The sequence below is a fragment of the Chryseobacterium sp. MFBS3-17 genome (genome assembly GCF_020687745.1).
Lineage (GTDB): Bacteria > Bacteroidota > Bacteroidia > Flavobacteriales > Weeksellaceae > Marnyiella.
Genome location: NZ_JAJEWK010000006.1, coordinates 42,191 through 66,441, shown reverse-complemented (window position 1 = coordinate 66,441; position 24,251 = coordinate 42,191). Strand labels below are relative to the sequence as shown.

The following is a 24,251-nucleotide window of genomic DNA, read 5'->3' as shown; positions in this document are numbered from 1 at the left end:
AATCAACTTAAAACAAATTTATGTCAGGAAAAATATTATGGATTGATGATGAAGTGGATTTACTGAAACCCCATATTGTCTTTTTAGAAAACAAAGGCTACCATGTAACCCCCGTAAACAATGTAAATGAAGCACTGGAACTGATAGAACAGGAAAAATTTCAGCTGACCTTTCTGGATGAAAACATGCCGGGAATATCCGGTATAGAAGCCATTCCCATGATTAAAGCGCTGGATAATGCCCTGAAAATCGTCATGGTGACCAAGAGTGAGGAAGAACACATTATGGAAGAAGCCATCGGCTCCCAAATTTCAGATTATATTCTGAAGCCTGTAAACCCGAGTCAGATTCTGCTGTCCCTCAAAAAAAACCTGCGGGAAGATGAACTGGTAGAGCAACATACCATACAATCTTACCAACAGGACTTCCGGAATCTTTCCATGGAATTGTCTTATGTGAAAAATTATGATGAGTGGGCTAATTATTACAAGAAAATCCTGAACTGGGAAATAAAGTTCGACAAAGTTTTTGATAACGAGTTCTCGGATTTGCTGCAAAGCCAGAAAGAAGAAGCCAATATTCAGTTTGCCAAATATATTGAAAAGAATTACGAAGACTGGCTGCACGGCGGCGAAAAACCCATGATGAGTCACACCATCTTTAAGGAAAAAGTGAAGCCCGAACTGGAAAAAGAAAAAGTACTCCTCCTGATGGTGGATAATCTGCGCTATGACCAGTGGAAAGTTATCGAACCCCTGTTTACCAAATTTTACAATAAAACCAGCGAAGATTATTACTACAGCATCCTGCCTACCGCCACACAGTACGCCCGGAATTCCTTTTTTGCAGGACTGCTTCCGTCTGAAATAGAAAAACGATTTCCGGACAAGTGGTTTAATGACAATGAAGAAGGCAACAAAAATGAACACGAACGCGAATTTCTGGATGATCAGATGAAGCGTCTCGGGCTTTCCTCGAAATCCATCAAGTACCTGAAAATCCTGAATGCGGATTTTGAAAAGAAAATTTTCGAAGACTTTAACCAGCACAAAAACAATGATTTACTGGTAATCGTATATAATTTTATTGATATTCTGAGTCATGCCAAAACAGACAATCACATCATAGACCAACTGATCCGGGACGATAAGACCTTCCGTTCCCTCACCTATAACTGGTTTGAAAATTCTTATCTGCTGAAAATCATAAAACTTGCAGCTGAGAGTGGCTTTAAGCTGGTAATTACCACCGATCACGGAACAATCTATGTGAAAAAACCGAGCAAAGTAGTGGGCGACCGGGAAACCTCTACCAACATCCGTTACAAAACCGGAAAAAGCCTGACCTATGAAGAGGGCGATGTGTGGGCCATTTCTAATCCGGAGAAACTGTTTCTGCCGAAGGGAAACCTGAGTTCAAAGTACATCTTCGCGAAAAATAATATGTTCCTGGCCTACCCCAAGAATTACAACCACTATGTAAACTATTACAAAGACACCTACCAGCACGGCGGCATCTCTCTGGAAGAATGCATTGTACCATTCAGTATACTGGAGCCCAAATAGTCTTTTTTTTCATAGTTTATTTTGAATATTTGGGCAGATGGCGGAAAAAATCCCAGGATTTTTTCCGCTTTTTTATGCACAAAAAAAGCGCCCGATCAGCGGGCGCTCTTGCTATCTGTTCTCATAAAACCTGAACCACAGATTTCTTATGAGAACACACAATAAAATAACTGCTCCTGCAGTCCCTGCAATAAATAAAGTCTGTATTGCAAACAGCCCTAAATTGAAATTTTCCATATCCTTTGTTATTTTACTTTGGCAACCAACAATATAACGAAAATTTTCGGGAAAAGCAATTACATAATTTCAACGAAATTATATAAGAAATTAAGGTCATCTATAAAGATGGATCAGTGGCACAGCATTAGCAACAAAAAAACACCACCCTATACTTCACCACTGGGTTGGGTGTAGTCCTGTTCTCCGTAAAACATTAAATCTCAATATTATGAATACAACGAAGAAACTTCTTGTTGCAGCACTTTCTATAGGCGTCATTGCTTTTCTGAGCAGTTGTCAATCAATCCCCGGAAACGCAACTGCTGTCCAAAACTTCAACGCAGAAAAATACATGGGTACGTGGTACGAAATTGCCCGGATTGATTTCAAACATGAGCGCAATATGGACAACGTTTCTGCGCAGTACAGTCTGCAGCCATCCGGTATGGTAAAGGTGCTGAACAGCGGCTTTGATTACAAGAAAAATGAATGGGAAAAAGCTGAGGGCAAAGCCAAATTCCGGGGCGAAAAGCATATTGCCGAGTTGAAGGTAAGTTTCTTCGGTCCGTTTTATTCCGGTTACAATGTGATTGCGCTGGATGAAGATTACCGCTATGCGCTGGTGGCCGGCAAGGATCTGGACTACCTCTGGATTCTGTCCCGCAGTACCACCATTCCCGAAGCGGTAAAAACCAACTATCTGAGAATAGCGCAGGACGCAGGCTATGACACTTCCCGCCTGACCTGGGTAACGCACGACCGGGATGACAATCCGTATCTGAACAAGTAATTCTTACTTATTTGAATTTATTAATGGTTACTGTCCATCTTCTTTAAATTCCTTTCCGTATCTATTATGGCATACACCGAGATAATCAGGAATTCAAAAAAAGATAATTCCAATATCCGTTCTGAATCATATCCGAAAAAAACAGGGATTTGCGTAAACAGCATTACCGGTATCACCAATAACCATTTTTGGAAGAAATTCTTTTGAGCATATTCCCAATTTCTTTGATTCTTCATAGACCTTTTAGTCCTGTATCCAATCATAAAATTAATTTCGGGCGATTTATAAAAATAGAAGAAAACCACCACTGCAAATATCGTTGCATCTAAAATCAGGATATTTTGAAGAGATTCTGTCATGATTTAAAATTGACTTGATAATTTATATTTTTAGGAATCAGATATATTGTAGCAGCTGCAAACATAACCATGAAGAAAGAAGCTAATCCATGAAAAATGAAAATACAGAAATGAAATAATATGGCAATGATAAACAGCAAAAATCTACGTTTCAAACTCTTCCTACTTACAAAAATGAATGAAGCTAATGCAAACTCTAGTAATAATGTACCCCAGGTAACAAATGTTGTTACGAACTCGTTTGATAAAATTTTTACTGTCAGGTCAGTAAACATAACATGAACTCCAAAATATTTATTTGTTAACCAATAATAAGCTGCAGTACCATTCAACCATTCATCAATAAAAAGTTTACCTACAAAAGCGTGCAAATAAACGCTACAAACCTGTATATGAATTAACGTATAAAAAGTTTTTTGAATTAATTTTAAATAGTAGTTTTTTCTATATAGTAATCCATTTTTCAACCAATGATTTTTACTATTATCAAGCAAAGTTATTGGAATTAATAGTAAGGTCAAATTAGAAGCTAAATGGTCTCCTCCATCAATTACATCACAATAAGAAAGGAAACTATATGTAATATATGCATGAATAATTCCAGTGAATTTTGGATATATGCCAGAAATAACGAATATCAATCCAATAATAGCCACTAATTTCGCAATAAAATTGTTAAAAATTGCAAACAACGTATACTCTATTAATCCTAAATTACCAACCGGAGATTGATTACCAAATAATACTTATTCGGAATTAGATACTAAAGTTAGTAAAGTTCCAACAGCCAGCATTGATCGACATATATTATAAGGATTGATGATGACTTTCATTTAATAATAAATTTATAGTATTTCTGCCTTGGATCATTAAAGTTTTTTGCCCAAGCCCATGGAATTCTTTCTTCAGAAATTAAAACATAATTGCCTTTTTCAAGTTTTGAATCCAACTCATCTTGAAAAATAAAAATGTTATACTTCTTATCATTCAACATACTATGAATATCAAGCAATGATCTCCATTTTAATGGCTTATTGATAAGTGTCCCCATTTCAAGACTTACCCTTCTACTCGTTCTTTCTAATCCTAATAACAAGTGCTTTCTGTTTCCCCAAAACTGTTTTGTATTTTTGTACCATGAAACTTATCTCCTATAATGTAAACGGAATCCGTGCGGCATTTACCAAAGATTTTACCGGCTGGCTGAAAGTGGCTGATCCCGATATCATCTGCATACAGGAAAGCAAGGCAGGAAATGACCAGATTGATATTGAAAGTTTTGAAAAACTGGGGTACCACAGTTACTGGCATTCGGCGGTGCGCAAAGGCTACAGCGGGGTGGGCATTGCTTCCAAAATTGAACCTAAACAAGTGATTTACGGTTGTGGCATCGAACAATACGACCACGAAGGACGCATTATCCGTGCAGATTTTGAAGGGTATTCGGTGATTTCGGTGTATGTGCCTTCTGCATCCAACATAGACCGGCTGGATTTCAAACTGCAATTTTGTGAGGATTTTCTGGAATACATCAAGGAACTGCGCAAAACCATTCCTAATTTGTTGATCTCAGGAGATTTTAACATTTGTCACAAACCCATTGACATCCACAATCCTGAAGGCCTGAAAAATGTATCCGGATTTTTGCCTGTGGAGAGAGAATGGCTGTCCAGATTCATAGATGAATGCGAACTGATAGACAGTTTCAGATTTTTTAACGACCAGCCCGATAATTATTCCTGGTGGAGCTACCGGCAGAACTCCAGAGCACGCAACAAAGGCTGGCGACTGGATTATAATTTCGTTTCATACCCGCTAAAAGATCAGTTGAGACGTGCGGTCATTCTGAAAGAGGTGGTTCACTCTGACCATTGCCCGGTGATGGCAGAACTGGACATTTAACCGGCACACAGAATCCGGTGATCCATTCCGAGCTCCGTGAATTTTTATTATAAGAACTTTGAAAACGGTGCTGAATTAGGCTTAATCGAATCATTCCGGTTCCCGGTGCACCAGATCCATGGAAAAGGCCGGAAGGCAGATGGCCAGATAGTCGCAAGGTTCCGCAAAAGGATTGCTGTAGCGTACGCGAGCGGTTTTTTCTATGAGAATACTCTGGCCTGCTTCCAGAATCACCGTTTCACCATCGATTTCGAATTGCTTTTTCCCTTTCAGGATGTAGGTGAATTCATCAAACTCCGGGGTTTGATGCGGTTCGCTCCACCCGGGTGGCGCGTGCATGTGTGCAATGGAAATGCCGGGGTGCCCCGTAGAGTGCCCCCAGATTTCCCTGATGATTTTGCCATCCTCCGTGGGTACCACAAAAGGATACTGCTGAAGTTTATATTTAGCCATAATGACTGGTATTCTACGTTCAGAACTGCATCTCCGGAATGTCTCCTTCAATAATCAGCTCTGCTTCTGTAGCTTTAATGATGTCTTCCACAGAAACCCCCGGAGCACGCTCCAGCAGCTTGAAGCCCTGAGGTGTTACGTCCATGACGGCAAGTTCCGTCACTACCTTTTTCACACAACCTACGCCGGTAAGCGGAAGCGTACATTTTTTCAGGATTTTACTTTCGCCGGCTTTGTTCACATGCATCATGGCGACAATGATATTTTCGGCCGAGGCTACCAGATCCATAGCGCCGCCCATTCCTTTCACCATTTTCCCCGGAATTTTCCAGTTAGCAATATCCCCGTTTTCAGCGACTTCCATGGCACCAAGGATGGTTAAATCTACCTTCTGCGCCCGGATCATCCCGAAACTGAATGCCGAATCAAAAAAAGAAGCACCCGGCAGAGTGGTAATGGTTTGTTTACCGGCGTTGATCAGGTCTGCGTCTTCTTCACCTTCATACGGAAACGGGCCCATGCCCAGCACGCCGTTTTCACTTTGAAATTCTACGGAAATATCCTCCGGCACATAATTGGCCACCAGTGTCGGGATCCCGATTCCGAGGTTTACGTAGTAACCATCTTTCAGTTCTCTGGATATTCTTTGTGCTATCTGTTCTTTATTCAATGCCATGATTAATTTCTTTTTCTAACGGTTCTCTGTTCAATTCTCTTTTCAAATTTCTCACCCTGAAAAATCCGCTGCACCATGATTCCCGGAATATGGATTTCATTGGGGTCCAGTTCGCCAGGCTCTACCAGTTCTTCCACTTCGGCAATGGTAATTTTGGCGGCTCCCGTCATGGGCGCATTCATATTTCTGGCGGTTCCTTTGAAAATAAGGTTACCGGCATGATCTCCTTTCCAGGCCTTTACGATGGAATAATCTGCCTGAAAAGCGTGCTCCAGTATATGCATTTTACCGTTGAATTCTTTCACCTCCTTCCCTTCTGCCACTTCGGTACCGTAGCCTGCGGGGGTATAAAATGCGGGAATACCCGCTTGTGCTGCCCTGCACTTTTCGGCCAGTGTTCCCTGCGGCGTGAGCTCTACTTCCAGTTCGCCGGAGAGCATTTGTCTTTCGAACTCTGCATTTTCTCCTACGTAGGAGGATATCATTTTTTTAATCTGTCTTTTCTGAAGCAACAAGCCCAATCCGAAATCATCTACGCCGGCATTATTGGAAATACAGGTCAGGTTTTTCACATCGCTATCTACCAGGGCACTGATGCAATTCTCGGGGATTCCGCACAGTCCGAAACCGCCCAGCATCACCGTCATACCGTCTGTAATACCAGCAATGGCTTCTTTGGCATTATTCACTCTTTTGTCTATCATAATTCTTTTAGATTTATTGCGCAATCCAGCCTCCGTCCAGTGTAAAAACCGATCCGGAAACCGCCGTGGCGTTTTCTGCTGATAAAAATACGGCAATTTATCTGAATTCCCCACCTCTGTTGTAACAATTTATATGCGCCCGTAGCTTTGGCTCCTTGTTTATTTTAACCGGTTTAAAAACAGTAAAATATAAAGCATAAAACATTTGCAGTATAGAAAAAATGTAGTATTTTTGCAACCTGTTAACCAACCTCTGACGAAGGACGTGAATGTTGCTTAGCTTGACAACAAATTTTTATTACAAAAATGGATTTATTAAAGTACGTACAGGATAAGTACATTGCTAAAAAAGAATTCCCTGAATTCAAAGCGGGTGACACCATCACCGTTTACACAGAAATTAAAGAAGGAAACAAAACCAGAACTCAGTTCTTCAAAGGTGTGGTAATCCAACTGAGAGGAACCGGTGCTACCAAAACTTTCACCATCAGAAAAATGAGTGGTGATGTAGGAGTAGAAAGAGTTTTCCCAATCAACATGCCTGCACTTCAAAAAATTGAAGTAGACAGAAGAGGTAGAGTAAGAAGAGCAAGAATCTACTACTTCAGAAACCTGAGAGGTAAAAAAGCGAGAATTAAAGACGCTGCTTACAAAAAGTAATTCAGACAACAACCATAAAAAACCCATCAGGAAAATTATTCTGATGGGTTTTTGCTTTAAAGGAATGAAGTTAGTTGTAGGCTTCATTAAAGTTAATCATCCACGGCGTGCCGAACCGATCGATCAGGCTGCCGAAATAATCTCCCCAGAACTGATCTTCCATCGGCATTTCCACCTCACCGCCTTCAGAAAGCTCTGCAAAGATGCGGTCTGCTTCTTCCCGTGAATCCGGATGCACACTGATGTAGTTATTGATTCCGGAAGAGAACGGTTTGCCCATACCCGGCATGGTATCAGAACCCATCAGCATCTGGTCTCCGAGCTGTATGCTTACATGCATCACACGGTTTTTTATGTCATCAGACATGGGAGGCATGCCTTCTCCGGGGACATCAGAAAATTTCATCACGCCATTGCCGGCAAATCCGGTGCGGAAAACATTTTTATAATGATTAAAAGCTTCTTCGCAGTTTCCGTCAAAATTCAGATAAGGGTTTAATTTCATAACAGATTATTTTGGTTATACATTATAATATGATGCAGATGAAGCGCCATACGGTACACTCCAAATGTTTTACTCAATCAAAGTTAAAACTTTCTCTCAATATTATTCTTGTCATAAGACATAAAAACAATCATTATAAAAAACTCCCGCACCAGGCAGGAGTTTCATGAGGTGGAAATTTCTATTTCCAGCTTTGATGATCTTTATTCTCTGATCGTTTTTTACCGTTCTCTAAATTATATGCAAAACCGACACCCAGGGTCTGTTTCAACTGGGTTTTCTGAATCTGATTATGATCATACACCAGATCTACAGTCACTACAGAAGAGATGTATTTGTTGATTTTCATGTTCAGCACACCGCCGTAAGACAACACCAGCCGTTCGGGATGTTCCAGGTAATTGGAAAAGACAGAAGCCGTATTCACGAGGGAGATATTTTCCATAAGCTGCACTTTATATTGTGCGGTACCCAGAAAACCAAACTGAAAGAGTGAGGAATCACCGTCATTTTTCAGGCCGTAATTTCCGGCATACTGCAAATCATCATCCAGCACAAAAGTCCAGCGGGCATTGGCCGGGCGCAGGGTCATGGTGAAATTATCATTAGGCCTGTAGGTAAAACCGACTCCCAGATTTACATAACCCGGTGCCATAAAGTTGGAAATTTTGGCCGCTTCCGGATTGTTACCATCTTCGTAACCCGGCCCGAACTGGGTAAGCAGGCTTGCACCGGCAGATGCGTACCAGTTGTCGACGATTTTACGTCCGTAGTTGGTAGAAAGGTTGATAACGTCCTGGGTTTTTCTGCTGCCGATTCCTTTGGTATCATTCTGCCCGTAGCCCAAAATTACAATATTCTCCCAAAGATCTTTGTCCTGCTCATAGGTCAGGTTATAATTGACCCCGGCAATCCACCCGATGTTATTGGCACCACCGCCTACCCAGTTAGAGAAAGCTGCCTGGTTCAGCATGAGCGTGTGTTGTCCTTCTACAGACCAGCTTTTCAGTGAATCCTGTACCGGTTCCTGTACTTCCTGCGCCGCTGCCATGCCACAAAAAAGAACAGCGAACCCTAATAATTTTTTCATAAAAGTTTAAATTTTTAATGAGGATGCAAATTTACAAAATATTAAAAAAAGCTCAGAGTCATGGATGTAAACATAAAAAAACCACTTCTTTCGAAGTGGCTTTATTCAGTAACGGATTCAGTGATTACTCACCTCCTTCCATTCTCTTTTTCAGTTCTGCAAGAGCGTCAATATCTCCCAGTGTAGATCTCTCTTCACCTGAAGATGTAACGGCAGGCTTGGAGCTTGCTTCTCTTACATTTCTCTTTTCTTCTTCTCTGAAGATACCGGTGTGTGAAACCACCACTCTCTTGAATTCTTTGTTGAATTCAATTACTTTGAATTGTGCTTCTTCACCTTTTTTGATTTTGGTACCATCTTCTTTTTCCAGAAGTCTGGACGGGCAGAAGGCTTCTACTTCAGCATCTTCGAACTGAACCTGAGCTCCTTTATCGAATACATCTGTAGCTTTACCGTCATGTACGGTTCCTTCGGCATATTTGGATTCAAATTTATCCCATGGATTTTCCTGAAGTTGTTTGTGACCCAAAGAAAGTCTTCTGGAAGCAGTATCCAGTTCCAGTACCACTACATCTAATTTATCTCCTACTGCGCAGAACTCAGACGGATGTTTGATTTTCTTGGTCCAGGAAAGGTCAGAGATGTAGATCAGACCGTCAATTCCCTCTTCCAGCTCTACGAATACACCGAAGTTGGTGAAGTTTCTTACGGTTCCTACATGCTGAGAACCTACAGGATACTTCGCTTCGATATTTTCCCATGGATCTTTAGACAATTGCTTGATGCCCAGAGAGATTTTTCTGTCTTCTCTGTCCAGAGTCAGTACTTCTGCTTCTACTTCATCTCCTACTTTCACAAAATCTCCGGCAGATCTCAGGTGAGTAGACCAGGACATTTCAGAAACGTGGATCAGACCTTCTACACCAGGAGCAATTTCTACAAATGCACCATAGTCAGCCAGAACAACTACTTTTCCTTTCACTTTGTCACCCACTTTCATATCAGCAGACAGTGCATCCCACGGATGTGGTTCAAGCTGCTTCATACCCAGTTGGATTCTTGTTTTCTCGTCGTCGAAATCCAGAATTACCACTTTCACTGTTTGTCCGTCTTCCAGGATTTCGGATGGGTGGTTTACTCTGCTCCAGGAAAGATCGGTAATGTGGATCAGTCCGTCTACGCCGCCAAGGTCGATGAATACTCCGTAAGAAGTAATATTTTTAACAGTTCCTTCCAGAACCTGTCCTTTTTCAAGCTGAGCGATGATTTCTTTTTTCTGACCTTCAAGATCTGCTTCGATAAGCGCTTTGTGAGAAACCACCACGTTTTTGAACTCAGGGTTAATTTTAACCACTTTGAACTCCATGGTTTTTCCTACGTACTGATCGTAATCTTTGATAGGCTTCACATCGATCTGAGAACCAGGAAGGAATGCTTCAATACCGTGTATGTCTACAATCATACCTCCTTTAGTTCTTGATTTCACGTAACCATTTACAATTTCTCCGGTTTCGTGCAGTTCATTTACTTTATCCCACGCCTTCAGTGTTCTGGCTTTTTTGTGAGAAAGTTGTAACTGACCTGTTTTGTCTTCTCTTCTGTCTACCATTACTTCAACCTCGTCTCCTACCTGCAGACCCTGGTTGTAACGGAATTCGTTCAGAGAAATCACACCTTCAGATTTGAAGTTGATGTCTACAATGGCTTCTTTGTCGGTAAGTCTAACCACTTTTCCGGTAAGCACATCATTATCAGCAAGATTGGTCAGTGATCCTTTGTAGATTTCCTCCAGGTCACTTTTTTCTTTTCTTGCATCAGCATCCAGTCCGGACTCGAAAGAATCCCAGTCAAATTGTTCAGGTGCTACGTTTTGGTTCATCAGAACCTCGTCTTTAATTTCAGACATAATAAAAAATTTGTATTCCTTCATTTTCATTCCCCGGCTTACTGTGGACAGATGAAAAATACGGAAGATGTTAATTGTTAATGTTTTAACTTCGCCAAAGGGTTTCCACAAAAGTGGTGCAAATTTAAGGAAATATTTGATATCCTGACCTAATTATTTCTAAATTTTGGGCTAAAAATAAAAGCATTGATGCAGGTTTCGCAAAGTTGAAACCCGGCAAGGCAGCCAAAACCGATACTTTCCCGTAAATTTGCGCCATGCAAATACAGCCTTTTCTTGATAAACTTCAGATTCAGGAGTTGAATCAGATGCAGAAATCTGCCTTCACAGCCTCTGAAAACCATACAGACATGGTGCTCCTGTCGCCCACCGGATCGGGGAAAACCCTGGCTTTTCTGTTTCCGGTGCTTCGGAATCTGAACCCAGCTGCCACCGGCATCCAGGCCGTTGTTCTGGTTCCGGCCCGCGAACTGGCGCTGCAAACCGAGCAGGTTTTCAAAAAAATGGGGACCGATTTTAAAGTCACCGTTTGCTATGGCGGACACGACAAAAAAATTGAAGTCAACAATCTGAAGGAGGCCCCCGCAGTCCTCATCGGCACGCCCGGAAGAGTGGCCTACCACCTTCGAAACGCAAATTTTGATCCGCAAAGCATCAGCACGCTGGTTCTGGATGAATTTGACAAAGCACTGGAGCTGGGCTTTCAGGAAGATATGGAATTCATCATCAGCTCTTTTCCGAATCTGCAACAGCGGATACTGACCTCTGCCACAGCCATGGAAGAAATACCGCCATTCACCGGCCTGCAACAGGAAAAAATCGTCAGTTTCCTGAAAACTGGGGAAGACAAACCCGATATTCAGTTCAGAAAAGTGCTGACAACGCCCGAAGAAAAACTGGATACGCTTTTTCAGCTCATTTGTAAAATCGGAAACAAAAGAACCCTTATTTTCTGTAATCACCGTGATGCGGCCGGCAGAATTTCTGAATTACTGAAGGGCAAAAAGATTGCCTGCGAAACTTTCCACGGAGGAATGGAACAGGATGAACGGGAGCGTGCCCTGCTGAAATTCCGGAATGATTCTGCCCGGATACTGATTACCACTGATCTTGCAGCCCGCGGACTGGACATTCCCGAGGTAGAATCCATCGTGCACTACCAACTGCCACCCAAAGAGGATGCGTTCATTCACCGGAATGGCAGAACCGCTAGAATGAAAGCCAAAGGCTATGCCTATCTCATCATGACCGAAGAAGAACATTTCCCTTTCATCGACTCAAAAAAAACACCCACTGAGGATGTTACCGGTTTCACCACGGTGCCAGAGCGGACTCCGAACCAGACGCTGTACATCAGTGCCGGCAAAAAGGATAAGGTAAATAAGGTAGACATTGTAGGCTATCTGATTAAGAAAGGCGGACTGGAAAAAGAGGACATTGGCCTTATAGAAGTAAAAGACACCACCGCCTATGTGGCCGTGAACCGTAAAAAAACCGTGCAGCTGCTGAAAAACCTGACTGCAGAAAAGTTAAAGGGCAAAAAGGTGAAAATTGAAATTGCCTATTAGCGCTGTTGCATACCCCGGACATTCATCTCCAGTGTAAACACGGACCGGGATGCCGTAATAAAAATCGTGGAAAAATCCGGACCTCCGAAGGTAAGATTGCCCGTCCAGTCTTCCGGAACAGCTATGGTTTCAATTTTTTCGCCCCATTTATTAAAGATGGTGACGCCATCACCGGTAAGATACAGATTTTCTTCACTGTCCAGCGTCATTCCGTCTGATCCGAAATTGCAAAACAGTTTCTTTTTTGCAAGATGGCCTACCCCGGCGATGTCGTACACCCAGGTTTGGCCGGCATCAATATCAGACACAAATAGTTTCTTTAAGAGAGTGCTCCCGGTAATTCCATTGGGCTGCTGAAATGCTTCCAATGTGCAGAGTTTACCATTTTTGTCCAGATAATACAGATTTCTTTCCGGAACAAAATCTGCATCACAATTCCAGTAGGTCCGGTCGTAGAACGGATCTGTAAAATAAACTCCGCCTGAACCGTCTGCCCAGAGGTCATTAGGTCCATTAAACCTTTTACCGGCAGGTCCGGCAACCAGAACCTCCATATTGCCATCGGGCAAAACTTTCCTGATTTCCCCGGACTCATCGGCACAACAGAGTAGCTCCCCGTGTGCGTTGAAGCACAACCCGTTTGCACGTCCGGATTTATCCGTCACAAGATCAATATTTCCGGATTTCCAGTCCCAGCGGTAAATTAGATCTTCCGGCTGATCACTGAAGTACACGTTTCCGGCAGAATCTGCGGCAGGCCCCTCCGTAAAACTGAACCGGTCTGACAATCGTTTTAATGTTCCTTTTATCAATCTCATTGCTTCCGTTTTATGATTCCGCAAACAAGTGCAAAAATCCTGCAAACCGGAAAGTGCAAACCATTCCTGATGCGGATTTGCGGAAAAGAATTAAAAATAATTATCTTTGAAAATCTGATTCTTCACAATGAAACTCAATTTACCGGACAAACTGTATTATTCAATAGGCGAAGTTGCCAAGGCATTTAATGTCAACACCTCGCTGATTCGCTATTGGGAACAGGAATTTCCAATTCTGCGGCCCAAAAAAAACAAGAAAGGAAACCGCTATTTTACACCGGAAGATGTGGGCAATCTGAAAATTATTTACCATCTGGTAAAAGAAAAAGGCTATACGCTGGATGGTGCCCGAATTGCGCTCACCACCAACAGTAAAATCTCTGAAACCATCTCTATTATAGACCGGCTGGAGTTCGTAAAGGCTGAATTACAGAAACTTAAAGAATCGCTCACAGAAAAACCAGAATAGAAAAAAAAGGGTGATTTTCCTGTATCGGAAACGGGGATTTCCCTTAAAAAGTAGACTATAAGTGCTGTTAAATTTGTACAAAGAAATTTAATTATGAGCACTACCCTACAATTCTCAGTGGAAAAAAAGCAGGTCATCCTGCTTGGTTTTCTGGCAGTGATCACATTCACCGGAATCTTTTTTTACAGTAAAACCGGTGCAGCAGATGTTCCTGTTATGCAGGATGTTGTTTTTGAAGAAATGAAAGACGGACAATCCATTGCCTTAATGGAATTTGACCCGAATGATTTTGACAAAAAACAATGGATGAACATCGGTTTCACCGAAAAGCAAGCCTCCACCATCCTAAAGTATAAGGAAGTGGTAGGCGGGGCATTTACTTCCAAAGCGCAGTTTCAGAAATGCTACGCCGTATCCGAAGAAAAATACAATGCCCTGGCACCCTATTTACTGTTACCGGAAAAAGAGGTAGAATCTAATAACCATGGATCAAATTATACCAAAAGGGGATCTGTGAACCATGCCAGAAAGGAGCTTACAATTCCGGGGAAATTCAATCCCGATACGTACAGTTCTGCACAATGGGAAAACATAGGGTTCAGTGCCAGACAAGCTGCAGCCATCGTAAAATACCGGCAATACCTTGGCGGCAGCTTTTTAAGTAAAGAAAAATTCAGAGACTGCTTCATCATCAGTGAAGAAAATTACCGGAAACTCGCTCCTTATCTGCTTTTACCCGAAACCAGCCCTGCGAATCCGGGACAAAAAGAATTTGACGTAAACCATATAAAACAAGCAAAGCAAGCAGTGCAGCTAAAACCCTTTGACCCCAACATCCTGGACGCTGAAGGGTGGAAAGCCCTTGGTTTTTCTGAAAAACAAGCGGCGGTCATTATGAATTATAAAAATAAAATCCTGAAAGGCAGTTTTAAAACAGCTGACGATCTGAAAAACTGCTTCGTAGTTTCCGAAGATCAGTTCAAAAGGCTGGCGCCTTATCTGATTCTCAACCCCGAAAACAACCACCCTGCTGTGGAAACACCCGCCTTACCGGCACCCAAATCCTCTGCGGAGCAAACCGATTTCAGCCAAACCGATCTCAACCAAATCACTTATGATCAACTCACTGAATTCGGTTTTGACAGCCGTGCCGCCAAAAACTTCATCGCATTCCGCAAAAAACTCGGTGGCTTTGTAAACGCGCAGCAGATTTTTGAGAGCTATGATATAGACCGCACACTGGCAGAACAACTTGTAGCTACTGCCCTACTGAACACCGCCCAGGTGGAAAAATATACTTTGCTGGATGCCCCCGAAAGCTGGCTGAAAACCCACCCCTACTTCAAATACTCTGCAGATAAAATTGTGTACTGGCGTCTGAGCCATCCGGATGACGAAAAGAAAATCTGGAAACTGATCAAAGTTAAGCCGGAATATGAAGCAAAAATGAAACTTTACCTCAGGTAAATCCTCATATTAACAATGCCGAACCCACGACTTCAGTCGTGGGTTTTCTGTGAATCATCCAAAAGCAAACGCAGGTCCGACATTTCAGATGCAGTGAGATCCCGCCATTTCCCCAGAGGCACATCCAGTTTGATGTTCATAATGCGGATTCGTTTCAGTTTCTTCACCTCGTACCCTACATATTCGCACATGCGGCGGATCTGACGGTTCAGTCCCTGAGTCAGAATAATCCGGAATGTGAGGGTGTCTATCTGCTCTACCTCACATTTATTGGTCACCGTGCCCAGAATGGGAATGCCATTACGCATCTTATGAAGAAACTGTGGTGTAATGGGCTTGTCTACCCGTACAATATACTCTTTCTCGTGATTGTTTCTGGCACGAAGAATTTTGTTCACAATATCACCGTCTGACGTGAGCAAAATAAGACCTTCGCTGGGTTTGTCCAGCCTGCCGACCGGGAAAATACGCTTGGGATGGTTGATGAAATCCACGATATTATTTTTCTCGCGCTTCTGATCTGTGGTACATACAATGCCGATGGGCTTATTAAGCATAATGTACACATGCTCTTCCTCAGTTTTCCGGATGGATGCGCCATCTACCCGGATTTCATCTTCATCTGAAACCTTAGTGCCCAGTTCCGGCACCCCTCCGTTGACTGTAATTCTTCCCTGCTCCAGCAGCCGGTCTGCCTCCCGGCGCGAACAATACCCTGATTCTGACAGATACTTATTGATGCGGGTTTTTTCCATGAACAAAATAAAACTTCAATTTAGTCAAAATTATCAATATCTGAAAAACGGAAATCATCATCCAGGTACTTCGTGGAAGCGTCTTCTATGCGATAGGTTCCGATTTTGGTACGGCGCAAGGCAGTGAGATAGGCACCTACGCCCAATTCCTGGCCGATATCGTGAGCCAGACTGCGAATGTAGGTTCCCTTGGAACAGCCTACCGTAAAACGCACAAAAGGCAGATCTATTTCTACATTTTCGATATAATTAATGGTCGTTTTCCGGGATTTCATTTCCACTGCCTGCCCTTTTCTGGCTAAATCATACGCCCGGCTGCCCTCTATTTTTATGGCTGAGAAAACCGGCGGCTTCTGATTGATCTCCCCTACAAATTTCAGCAATGTTTCCCGAATGATATCCGGTGTGAGGTGAGCATAATCCTGATGCAGAATTTCAGGTTTTTCGGTATCATAAGATTCGGTCTGCACTCCGATTTTGATTTCGGTGATGTATTCCTTGGGAGCGTCCTGAATTTCCGGGATTCTCTTGGTGAATTTGCCGGTACAGACAATAAGCAGACCCGTAGCGCGCGGATCCAAAGTTCCGGCGTGGCCTATTTTGAATTTTTTCGGCAGTTCAGGGAATTCTCTTTTAAGTTTATACTTGAGTTTATTTACCGCCTGAAAGGAAGTCCAGTCCAGTGGCTTGTCAACCAGAAGAATCTGACCTTCTAAGAAATCTGTCTCTGTCATTTTTAATAGTCTTTGATGCTGAAACCCGCAGCCCGACTTGAGCGGAAATCCTTTTGTGAGGACGCAGGACGAGCAAAAGATTGGGAGTGGAAGGCGGAAAAGCTGCCCAAAATAAAATTATTTAAACTGTGTAAAATAAATCAGCAATACAATCCCAACGACGATTCTGTACCAGCCCCAGGGCTTGAAGCCGTATTTGGTAAGCACGCCAATGAAAAACTTGATGGCAATCACCGCCACTACAAAAGCGACCACGTTTCCTACCGCAAAGCTGATCATATTGTCCTGCGAAGCCAGAATCATTTCGTAACCCTTCTGCTGCGCACCCTCCGGTCCCCAGCCTTTCACGAAGACAGAATACACCGTAACCGCCAGCATGGTAGGTACCGCCAGAAAAAACGAAAATTCTGCCGCTGCCCGGCGCGTCAGATTCTGCTGCATCCCTCCGATGATAGATGCGGCACTGCGGCTCATGCCCGGCATCATGGCCAGACACTGCCAGATCCCAATGGTAAATGCTTTTTTATAGGAAATATCTTTTTCGTCATCAATGGTGTGTACCTTAAAAATCCGGTCGATAAACAGAAGCACAATACCGCCCAGCACCAGTACAATAGCAATAGGCACAGGATCTCCTAGTACAGCTTCTATCTTATCATCAAAAATATATCCCAGGATGAGTGCCGGAATGATGGCCACGGCCAGTTTAAAATAAAATTTGAGATTGCTGAAATCAAAAAACTTCTTCCAGTACAGATACACCACCGCCAGAATAGCTCCGAACTGAATGGAAACCTGAAACATTTTTACAAATTCATCCTCCTGAATCCCAAAAATGGAACTGGTAAAGATCATATGTGCGGTAGATGACACGGGCAAATATTCCGTCAAACCCTCTATGATGGCAATGATGATTGCTTTGATTAAGTCCATAAGTGTGGTAAAAAAACTTTGTCAAAGTTTACCGCGATAGAAGTTCTCACGCGTTAAAGATCAACTTTGACAAAGTTGAAACGTGTTTATATTATTTATTTCTCTTCAGAATGGCATACACCTCGATGGCAAAACCCAGAATGATGAGCAGCGGGGCAATCCTGATGCGGCGTATGGAAAAAATCCCGTCATTCCAGACATTAGGATCATATTTCCCGTTTACCGTATTGGCATCCGGTCCCATCATGAGCAGAAATCCCACTGCAATAAATGCAAGCCCGATGAGCATGAACTTATAATTCTCGCGACCAAAGTAGAATCCTTTATTCTGAGAAGTTACCGCATCTTTTTTGCCAATATCATCGGCCGAGAACTGATGTTTTTTATTCGCCATGATTACGAGTAGTATAAATCGTCTATGTTAGATCTCAGGAATCTCCAGGTAGCCACTATGGTACTGAAGACTGTAATTAAAATCCCGGCCAGGGCAATGCCCGCCACCAGTAAAATATACTGGTTCGTATCCTGCACAAACGGGGTCTGAATGGTTTCTGTAAAATAGTACCACACGCCGAAAAGGGCAATGATTCCCAGCAGGGCACCCAATACTCCCAGAATAACCGCTTCCTTAATAAAAGGCATGAGGATAAATCTGCGTCTGGCACCTACCAGCTGCATGGTCTTGATGATGAAACGTTTAGAGAAAATCTTTAGACGGATAGAGTTGTTGATGAGTACAAAGGCGAGAATCAGGAACAGGACGGAGAAGCCCAGAATCCATCTCAGAATGGTATTGAGGTTTTCATAGATCTGCTGTGATTCTGAATTATTTTTCACCTCTACAATTCCGGGAACGGCAGCGATTTGTTTAATGGCGTCATTCACTTTTACAGAATCCATAAAATCAGCTTTCAATGCAATTTCTACGGAAGAGGGGAAAATATGGGCGTCAAAAAGCTTTTCGGTATCAATTCCCAGACTGGTGCGGGCTTCTTTGGAAGCCTGGTCGCGGCTGATATACGTTGCTTTCTTCACCGGGGTCAGTTGCTTTATTTTTTCCACTGCATTCAGTTCCTGACCGGCTATTTTTGCTGAATCTTTCGGGTTATAATCCTGATCGAAATAAGCGTTCACCACCAGTTGTTCTTTCAAATAGTCCGAATACTTCTGCGCATTGATTAAAATCAAACCGGAAAGCCCAACCAGAAAGAGTACCAGGGCGATACTGATGACCACCGTTATATTGCTCGATCTAAGCCTTCTGCGATTAAAATCTTCCACTGTTCTTGCCATTAATCAAAATTTTTGGCTAAAATAGAAAAAAACTTCCGTAATTTGCCGTAAAATAAAGATTTTCGGTGTTAAAAAAAACTTAAACATCCGCTGATAAAAGCGTCAGACAGCGGCACCAACCCGTCACCGGATTTTCCCGAATTTCAGAATCAGAATTCTTTTGTTATGAGCGTGAAAGCCAAAAAACATCTCGGTCAGCATTTCCTCACCGACGAGAATATCGCCCGAAAAATTGTAGAAGGCCTCAGCAATACGGGGTACCGGTCTGTTATAGAAGTGGGCCCGGGCATGGGCGTGCTTACCAAATACCTGCTGGAGCAGGATATAACTCTGTATCTGGCAGAAATAGATGCCGAATCCATTCAGTATCTGAAAGATCATTACAGTCAGATTACAGACAAGACCTTCACGGGCGATTTCCTGAAAACCGATTTTTCCTTTGTCGGTGATGGCGAAATAGCGGTCATTGGTAACTTTCCGTATAACATCTCCTCCCAGATTTTGTTTAAAATTTTGGATTATAAAGAGATCATTCCGGAGATGGTGGGCATGTTTCAGAAGGAAGTAGCAGAACGTACGGCCGCTGTACCGCGGACCAAAAGTTACGGCATACTCTCGGTACTGGTTCAGGCGTATTACGATGTCACGTATCTTTTCACGGTACATGAAAATGTATTCAATCCGCCACCGAAGGTAAAATCAGGGGTCATACGGCTCAGCAGGAATGTAAAAGCAGGTCTGGAAGGACATGAGAAACTGTTTGAAAAAATTGTCAAGGCGGGATTCAATCAAAGAAGGAAAAAACTTTCCAATGCACTGAAAACACTCGGGATTCCGGCGGTACTTTCTGGCCATCCTTTCCTGGACAAACGTGCGGAGGAACTCTCTGTACAGGACTTCATCTCATTTACGTGTGAGTGGGCGGCTGCGCTTTGATTTTTAAGGAGCAGCACGTTTCAGGGTTCCGCTCACTGGTCTCTCCCGCTCTCCGCTATTACTCCTCCGGATTCCCGCGGTTAAAACCGCGGGAATCCGTGCGGGGTAGCCACTGCGATCGGGGCTATGTTGAGGTTTGACACTTCTTCTGTGGCTCGAAACCTTTGTCGATCCGGAGACTACAATTGAGTTTCCCCCTACTGTTTATTGTTCTTCACCTTTTTGCAAAATCCATTTCAAGAACTTTTCCCGGATGGTGAAAATCACTTCCACTAATGCGGTCATCATTGCCCACAAAAAAACCCTCCATCGCTGAAGGGTTAATGATTATATTTTCTGTATTTACTCTCTGTTTTTCAACATGATCCAGCCGGATTTCTGTACCAGAGTCTTACTTGCCGGATCTTCATACTGTATCTGATACCAGTACGTGGAAGTAGGAATACTTCTGCCTTGTGCTCGTCCATCCCACACCGCCTGTTCTCTGGATGCTCTCCACAATTCTTTACCGTAACGGTCAAAGATAGTGGCTGCGAAATCATCATATCTGCTGATGCCACTCAGATCAAGCACGTCATTCACACCGTCACCATTTGGCGTAATCACATTCTGAATATGGAGTGTGAAATAAATCAGCGTTCCCACACAGGACGTATGTTTCACCCGCACCTGAATGGTCAGGGTCACATTGGCAGCCACATTGGTAAAGATATTGGAATCCTGCCATGTGAAGCCATTGTCTATGGAATATTCCAGTGGTCCGTTGCTTGGATTACTCGCCACCAGCGTCAGGGTATTGGTCTGGAATATGGCATTGATAATCTGCGGAACCTGCGCCTCTATTACAGAGGTGGTAAAGGTTGCAGAACATTCGCCATTATCAATCACCACGGTATAGATACCGGTCTGATCTACGGTTATGGTTTGGGCAGTTCCGATGATTGCATCATCCGGATCATACCATGTGTAGGTATAGTTCGGTCCGGCACCGGCATCCAGCGTAATACTGTCGCCCACACAAATCTGGCCGGAAACGGCCTGCAATGGAGACGATATAGCAGGAATCACCGTTACGGTAATGCTGGCCGGATTGGTAGACTGGCAACCGTTAACCCCGATAGAATACACGGTATAGGTAGTTGTTTGAGTAGGGAACACCGTTATGGTATCGGTAGGATCTGCACTGTGACTCCATACGTAGGAAACTCCACCGGATGCGGTAAGGGTTACCGGTTCGCCCTGGCAAACCAGGGTGTCTGAAGCCATTACCGTTACAGACGGCGGCGTAAAGCTTTCGGAAACCGTCACACTGCCGGAGACTGAACAGACAACATCACCGGGCTGATAGGCTTTGGTAATGGTGAGCGTATAGGTTCCTCCGGATGCAATTACAGGTGTAAGCGTATCGGCACCAGAGAAAATATATCCTCCGTTAGTGGCCACCCAACTGAATACGGATCCTGCAGGGTAAACAGATGCCAGCGCATTGAGTGTAATCTGCGGATCGGTACAGTTGATCGCTCCAGGTTGGGCAATATCAACCACTATTTGTTCTGCTTTCACCAACTCTACCTCTGCAATGGCCGGACAGAATGTGGACATTACGAGTGCATATACGGTCTGATTTCCCGGACTGGAATATGCAGTAGGATTGGTAATATAGTTGCTGTTCTGTGCCTGTGCATCAGCCAGATTTTCATAGAAAGTATAGGTCACCCCCGGTGTAGTACTGATGTGCGGCTGGGTGAGAAGCAGGTTGAACAATACGTTACTTGGACCGTAGCACTGTGTCAGCGTCACATCCTGCACCGTAGCAGATGTACCGCCCAGAATGGTGATGGACGCTTCTCCCGGACAGTTATTTCCCGGTATATACACTTCCACGGAATATACCCCCGGCTGTGTGGCTACATATACCGCATTGGTGGCTCCGGGTATCGGATTATTGCCCAGATACCACTGATACAGAGCACCGGCAACCTGCACAGAAGCCGCAAGGGGCGTAGGGGTGTTGTCACACATTTCAATTTCCGGTGGCAGGGCAACCCCTGCCGGATCCAGAATCTGAACACCGATGTCAAAAGAGCCTGCTTCCAGAAATACGGCAGAATCATATATACCATCGCGAACGTCAGCAATTACCATTTTTATGTGGTAAGATTGTCCCGGTATTACATCAGCCTGCGCAGTAAGAGGCATAGTTATCCCATTATAATTGGTTGCATTGGGTTGTAATGATCCAAAATACTGAGCATTAATGGGGCCACAACTAAATGAAGCTGGTAAAATATTAGTAACAGAAACAGGACCAGCTCCACCAGGTAATACCGCAAGATTCTGGTACACGGCACCCGGCAGATTTGGCTTTAATAAAAGCGCAAATGCATCATCAAAACTTGAAGGCGGGCATGGAAAAGAGCCGGTATACTCCTCAGAAGCAAAAATAAAATTAAACTTCATCTGGGTACTCGACGGAACAAAATCAAACTCCAAAATTCCGGCATCATTAACTGATGATGACGGATTAACTGCTGCTACAAGGTCTGCATCACTTCCTCCTCCATTATCATCATTCATAGAACTTTCTGCAACATTCCCCGCCTTTCTTGCATATCCGGTAGTTAACACAATTCCTGCATCAAACGGAAAGTTGGAAGTACCTTTATTAAAATATCCCCAGAATCTGTTATTATCAGAAACCGGTTGATTAGGTGATATACTTACATTGGAAACATTGGGAGTTCCGCAAACTGTAGAGGAACCAATCAGTACATCCGTCACTAATTGTGTCGGTGTAAAGTTGGATTCCGGATATGGCGGAACATTAACATCTATATAATCTCCAGCCTTTGCCATCGGAGGAATCTCTTTCTTCGCCGGCTTCCTCTCCTGCGATGAGGAGTAGCCCGAAAACAGAACAAAAAAGGAAACAATGGTAATACTTAAGTAGTTTTTCAATCGATAATTTAGCATTTTACGAAGTTTTAAACAAATATAGAACTATTTCTGCTGAAACAGCAACAAAAACACGTTAAATTTTCGCCATGTTACAACAAAAGTATAAACCATTGAAATAATGGAATTTACTATGCAATAAATAATGAATTATTCTTCACTTCTGAGGTTTTCAATCTGATTTTCCAGCTCCTGAATCTTATCCCTCAATGATTTTATAGCAGATTTATTGGTAGAGACATTGCTTTTCAGCATGACATTTTTGGCACGCTCTGTAGGATCTTCTTCCTCATCATCTTCGGCAATATCTTCTATATCTTCCTGAATTTCATCTATATCATCACTGATGTCTTCTATATCTTCGGAAATCTCTTCAATATCTTCCTGAATATCCTCTATATCCTCCTGAATTTCGGTCACATCTTCCCGAAGCACTTCTATATGCTCTGAACTTTTATTGACGGACATCTGGATAAATATAGCGAGATAAATGGCTTCCAGCGACAGAATTGTGGTCAGGGTAAGCAGCATTTTATCAAAATTCACCAATCCGAATGCCGGCAGCAGAAACGCCGTGAGAAACAACACGGTATGCACCACCAGAGACGGCACCGAACCTACCCACCACATAATTCCGTTGGCAATTTTCTCCAGCACACTCAGGCGCTCTGCGTTTTCTCTGGTCACTTTCATATTGAATCTTTTGAGTCCTTAAAGTTAAAGTATTTCTCCGCTTACCCCCACACCGAACAGTGCAAAATCATAACGGGCAGGGTCTTCTGCATTAAAACGACGCAGCACTTCGTCCAGCTCTGCTACCGTTTTCCAGTCATTCTGCTTTCTGGAAACCAGACCCAACTGACGGGAAATATTGCCGGTATGCACATCCAGCGGTACGGACAGATAACGCTGATCCAGCTGATGCCAGATGCCAAAATCTACTTTCCGGTTATCCCTGCGTACCATCCACCGCAGATACATCATAAGCCTCTTGGCCGATGAATTTTTGTAAGTGGAACTCACATGCTTATGCGCACGGTGCGGCACACCACCCAGAAATGCAGTCCGGAAGCGCTCCAGACTGTGATAAAAGTTGGATTCACCCGGTTCTAATCTGAATAAAGGCTCTAAACTGCCATGCGTGCGGTACAACCGCTGCAGGTTTTTCAGAAAAAACACAAAATCTTCACCGTTAAAAGTCCGGTGAATGCTTTGTCCGCTGAAAGCTCCGCCATCTTTTTCCTCAAAATTCATCACAAAATCAAAGGGCGCATCGTCCATTCTTTCCAGCATTTTATTGGCAGAATTCAGAATACTTTTGCGGTTGCCCCAGGCAATGGTTGCAGCCAGAAAACCGGCTATTTCCCGGTCTTCATCAGCAGAAAAACGGTGCGGAATCTGTATGGGATCGTGTTCTATAAACTCCGGCCGGTTATACAGGTCTGCTTTTTCCTCCAGATAATTTTTAATGAAATCAAGATCCATTTTCGTGTC

At 43.3% G+C, this 24,251-nt stretch carries 26 protein-coding genes; 8 read left to right on the top strand and 18 right to left on the bottom strand.

Annotated elements, in window-relative coordinates:
* Positions 1–20: 20 nt before the first annotated feature.
* Both LKO26_RS03860 and LKO26_RS03855 read left to right on the top strand, forming a co-directional pair.
* On the top strand, positions 21–1,565 hold the full coding sequence (locus tag LKO26_RS03860) for a PglZ domain-containing protein (protein ID WP_227586526.1): 1,545 nt from the start codon (positions 21–23) through the stop codon (positions 1,563–1,565).
* A 448-nt stretch (positions 1,566–2,013) separates the two neighbouring features.
* Positions 2,014–2,574 carry a lipocalin family protein gene (locus LKO26_RS03855; RefSeq protein ID WP_227586525.1) on the top strand — a complete coding sequence of 187 codons (561 nt, stop codon included), beginning with the start codon at positions 2,014–2,016 and terminating at the stop codon, positions 2,572–2,574.
* A 20-nt stretch (positions 2,575–2,594) separates the two neighbouring features.
* Here the strand turns inward: LKO26_RS03855 and LKO26_RS12800 are convergent, their stop codons facing one another.
* The 3 genes from LKO26_RS12800 to LKO26_RS03840 all read right to left on the bottom strand — a co-directional run bounded on the left by LKO26_RS12800 (position 2,595) and on the right by LKO26_RS03840 (position 4,029).
* Positions 2,595–2,837: an SdpI family protein gene (locus LKO26_RS12800; RefSeq protein ID WP_227586692.1), complete on the bottom strand. Its 243-nt coding sequence runs from the start codon at positions 2,835–2,837 to the stop codon at positions 2,595–2,597.
* Positions 2,838–2,929: 92 nt separating this feature from the next.
* Positions 2,930–3,589 (bottom strand): hypothetical protein, encoded by a 660-nt coding sequence (locus tag LKO26_RS03845; protein WP_227586524.1) that lies wholly within the window; start codon positions 3,587–3,589, stop codon positions 2,930–2,932.
* Positions 3,590–3,762: 173 nt separating this feature from the next.
* Positions 3,763–4,029 carry a hypothetical protein gene (locus LKO26_RS03840; RefSeq protein ID WP_227586523.1) on the bottom strand — a complete coding sequence of 89 codons (267 nt, stop codon included), beginning with the start codon at positions 4,027–4,029 and terminating at the stop codon, positions 3,763–3,765.
* A gap of 41 nt (positions 4,030–4,070) precedes the next feature.
* On the opposite strand from LKO26_RS03840, the gene xth reads away from it, so the two are divergent.
* Positions 4,071–4,835, top strand: a complete 765-nt coding sequence (gene xth / locus LKO26_RS03835) for an exodeoxyribonuclease III (RefSeq protein WP_227586522.1) — start codon at positions 4,071–4,073, stop codon at positions 4,833–4,835.
* A 90-nt stretch (positions 4,836–4,925) separates the two neighbouring features.
* On the opposite strand, the gene LKO26_RS03830 is transcribed toward xth, so the two are convergent.
* The 3 genes from LKO26_RS03830 to LKO26_RS03820 are packed head-to-tail and all read right to left on the bottom strand — an operon-like array spanning position 4,926 to position 6,668.
* The gene (locus LKO26_RS03830) at positions 4,926–5,288 is read right to left on the bottom strand and encodes a cupin domain-containing protein (RefSeq protein ID WP_227586521.1); all 363 of its coding nucleotides are present in this window, start codon (positions 5,286–5,288) and stop codon (positions 4,926–4,928) included.
* 19 nt (positions 5,289–5,307) lie between these two features.
* Complete coding sequence (locus tag LKO26_RS03825) at positions 5,308–5,964, bottom strand: CoA transferase subunit B (RefSeq protein WP_227586520.1); 657 nt, start codon at positions 5,962–5,964, stop codon at positions 5,308–5,310.
* Between the two features lie 2 nt (positions 5,965–5,966).
* Positions 5,967–6,668, bottom strand: a complete 702-nt coding sequence (locus tag LKO26_RS03820) for a CoA transferase subunit A (RefSeq protein WP_227586519.1) — start codon at positions 6,666–6,668, stop codon at positions 5,967–5,969.
* Between the two features lie 306 nt (positions 6,669–6,974).
* Between LKO26_RS03820 and rplS the strand changes: the two genes are divergently transcribed.
* A complete protein-coding gene (gene rplS / locus LKO26_RS03815; protein ID WP_227586518.1) occupies positions 6,975–7,328 on the top strand; it encodes a 50S ribosomal protein L19 in 354 nt (117 codons plus the stop codon).
* A gap of 70 nt (positions 7,329–7,398) precedes the next feature.
* Here rplS and LKO26_RS03810 read toward each other — a convergent pair whose 3' ends face one another.
* The 3 genes from LKO26_RS03810 to rpsA all read right to left on the bottom strand — a co-directional run bounded on the left by LKO26_RS03810 (position 7,399) and on the right by rpsA (position 10,829).
* Positions 7,399–7,833 (bottom strand): VOC family protein, encoded by a 435-nt coding sequence (locus LKO26_RS03810; RefSeq protein ID WP_227586517.1) that lies wholly within the window; start codon positions 7,831–7,833, stop codon positions 7,399–7,401.
* Between the two features lie 181 nt (positions 7,834–8,014).
* Entirely contained in the window at positions 8,015–8,923 is a 909-nt protein-coding gene (locus LKO26_RS03805; protein ID WP_227586516.1) for a DUF3078 domain-containing protein, read from the bottom strand.
* Positions 8,924–9,047: 124 nt separating this feature from the next.
* Positions 9,048–10,829 (bottom strand): 30S ribosomal protein S1, encoded by a 1,782-nt coding sequence (gene rpsA / locus LKO26_RS03800; protein ID WP_227586515.1) that lies wholly within the window; start codon positions 10,827–10,829, stop codon positions 9,048–9,050.
* Positions 10,830–11,086: 257 nt separating this feature from the next.
* Between rpsA and LKO26_RS03795 the strand changes: the two genes are divergently transcribed.
* Entirely contained in the window at positions 11,087–12,397 is a 1,311-nt protein-coding gene (locus tag LKO26_RS03795) for a DEAD/DEAH box helicase (protein ID WP_227586514.1), read from the top strand.
* Here the strand turns inward: LKO26_RS03795 and LKO26_RS03790 are convergent.
* The gene (locus LKO26_RS03790) at positions 12,394–13,215 is read right to left on the bottom strand and encodes an SMP-30/gluconolactonase/LRE family protein (protein ID WP_227586513.1); all 822 of its coding nucleotides are present in this window, start codon (positions 13,213–13,215) and stop codon (positions 12,394–12,396) included. The two genes, LKO26_RS03795 and LKO26_RS03790, sit on opposite strands and share 4 nt — an antisense overlap.
* 127 nt (positions 13,216–13,342) lie before the next feature.
* Between LKO26_RS03790 and LKO26_RS03785 the strand changes: the two genes are divergently transcribed.
* Together LKO26_RS03785 and LKO26_RS03780 are read left to right on the top strand one after the other, a co-directional pair.
* Positions 13,343–13,684: a MerR family transcriptional regulator gene (locus tag LKO26_RS03785; protein WP_227586512.1), complete on the top strand. Its 342-nt coding sequence runs from the start codon at positions 13,343–13,345 to the stop codon at positions 13,682–13,684.
* 93 nt (positions 13,685–13,777) lie between these two features.
* On the top strand, positions 13,778–15,151 hold the full coding sequence (locus LKO26_RS03780) for a helix-hairpin-helix domain-containing protein (protein WP_227586511.1): 1,374 nt from the start codon (positions 13,778–13,780) through the stop codon (positions 15,149–15,151).
* A 32-nt stretch (positions 15,152–15,183) separates the two neighbouring features.
* On the opposite strand, the gene rluF is transcribed toward LKO26_RS03780, so the two are convergent.
* The 5 genes from rluF to LKO26_RS03755 all read right to left on the bottom strand — a co-directional run bounded on the left by rluF (position 15,184) and on the right by LKO26_RS03755 (position 18,866).
* Positions 15,184–15,906 (bottom strand): 23S rRNA pseudouridine(2604) synthase RluF, encoded by a 723-nt coding sequence (rluF, locus tag LKO26_RS03775; RefSeq protein ID WP_227586510.1) that lies wholly within the window; start codon positions 15,904–15,906, stop codon positions 15,184–15,186.
* Between the two features lie 20 nt (positions 15,907–15,926).
* Entirely contained in the window at positions 15,927–16,640 is a 714-nt protein-coding gene (gene truB, locus LKO26_RS03770; protein WP_227586509.1) for a tRNA pseudouridine(55) synthase TruB, read from the bottom strand.
* A gap of 117 nt (positions 16,641–16,757) precedes the next feature.
* On the bottom strand, positions 16,758–17,573 hold the full coding sequence (locus LKO26_RS03765; protein WP_227586508.1) for an undecaprenyl-diphosphate phosphatase: 816 nt from the start codon (positions 17,571–17,573) through the stop codon (positions 16,758–16,760).
* A 91-nt stretch (positions 17,574–17,664) separates the two neighbouring features.
* A complete protein-coding gene (locus LKO26_RS03760) occupies positions 17,665–17,967 on the bottom strand; it encodes a DUF3098 domain-containing protein (RefSeq protein ID WP_227586507.1) in 303 nt (100 codons plus the stop codon).
* Between the two features lie 2 nt (positions 17,968–17,969).
* Entirely contained in the window at positions 17,970–18,866 is an 897-nt protein-coding gene (locus LKO26_RS03755; RefSeq protein ID WP_227586506.1) for a cell division protein FtsX, read from the bottom strand.
* Positions 18,867–19,031: 165 nt separating this feature from the next.
* Here LKO26_RS03755 and rsmA point away from each other — a divergent pair, with 165 nt between their 5' ends.
* Positions 19,032–19,802 carry a 16S rRNA (adenine(1518)-N(6)/adenine(1519)-N(6))-dimethyltransferase RsmA gene (rsmA, locus tag LKO26_RS03750; protein WP_227586505.1) on the top strand — a complete coding sequence of 257 codons (771 nt, stop codon included), beginning with the start codon at positions 19,032–19,034 and terminating at the stop codon, positions 19,800–19,802.
* 342 nt (positions 19,803–20,144) lie between these two features.
* Here the strand turns inward: rsmA and LKO26_RS03745 are convergent, their stop codons facing one another.
* The 3 genes from LKO26_RS03745 to LKO26_RS03735 all read right to left on the bottom strand — a co-directional run bounded on the left by LKO26_RS03745 (position 20,145) and on the right by LKO26_RS03735 (position 24,242).
* Positions 20,145–22,760, bottom strand: a complete 2,616-nt coding sequence (locus LKO26_RS03745) for a choice-of-anchor L domain-containing protein (RefSeq protein ID WP_227586504.1) — start codon at positions 22,758–22,760, stop codon at positions 20,145–20,147.
* A 147-nt stretch (positions 22,761–22,907) separates the two neighbouring features.
* Complete coding sequence (locus tag LKO26_RS03740; RefSeq protein ID WP_227586503.1) at positions 22,908–23,450, bottom strand: DUF1003 domain-containing protein; 543 nt, start codon at positions 23,448–23,450, stop codon at positions 22,908–22,910.
* Between the two features lie 24 nt (positions 23,451–23,474).
* The gene (locus LKO26_RS03735) at positions 23,475–24,242 is read right to left on the bottom strand and encodes a TIGR02757 family protein (RefSeq protein WP_227586502.1); all 768 of its coding nucleotides are present in this window, start codon (positions 24,240–24,242) and stop codon (positions 23,475–23,477) included.
* Between the last annotated feature and the right edge of the window lie 9 nt (positions 24,243–24,251).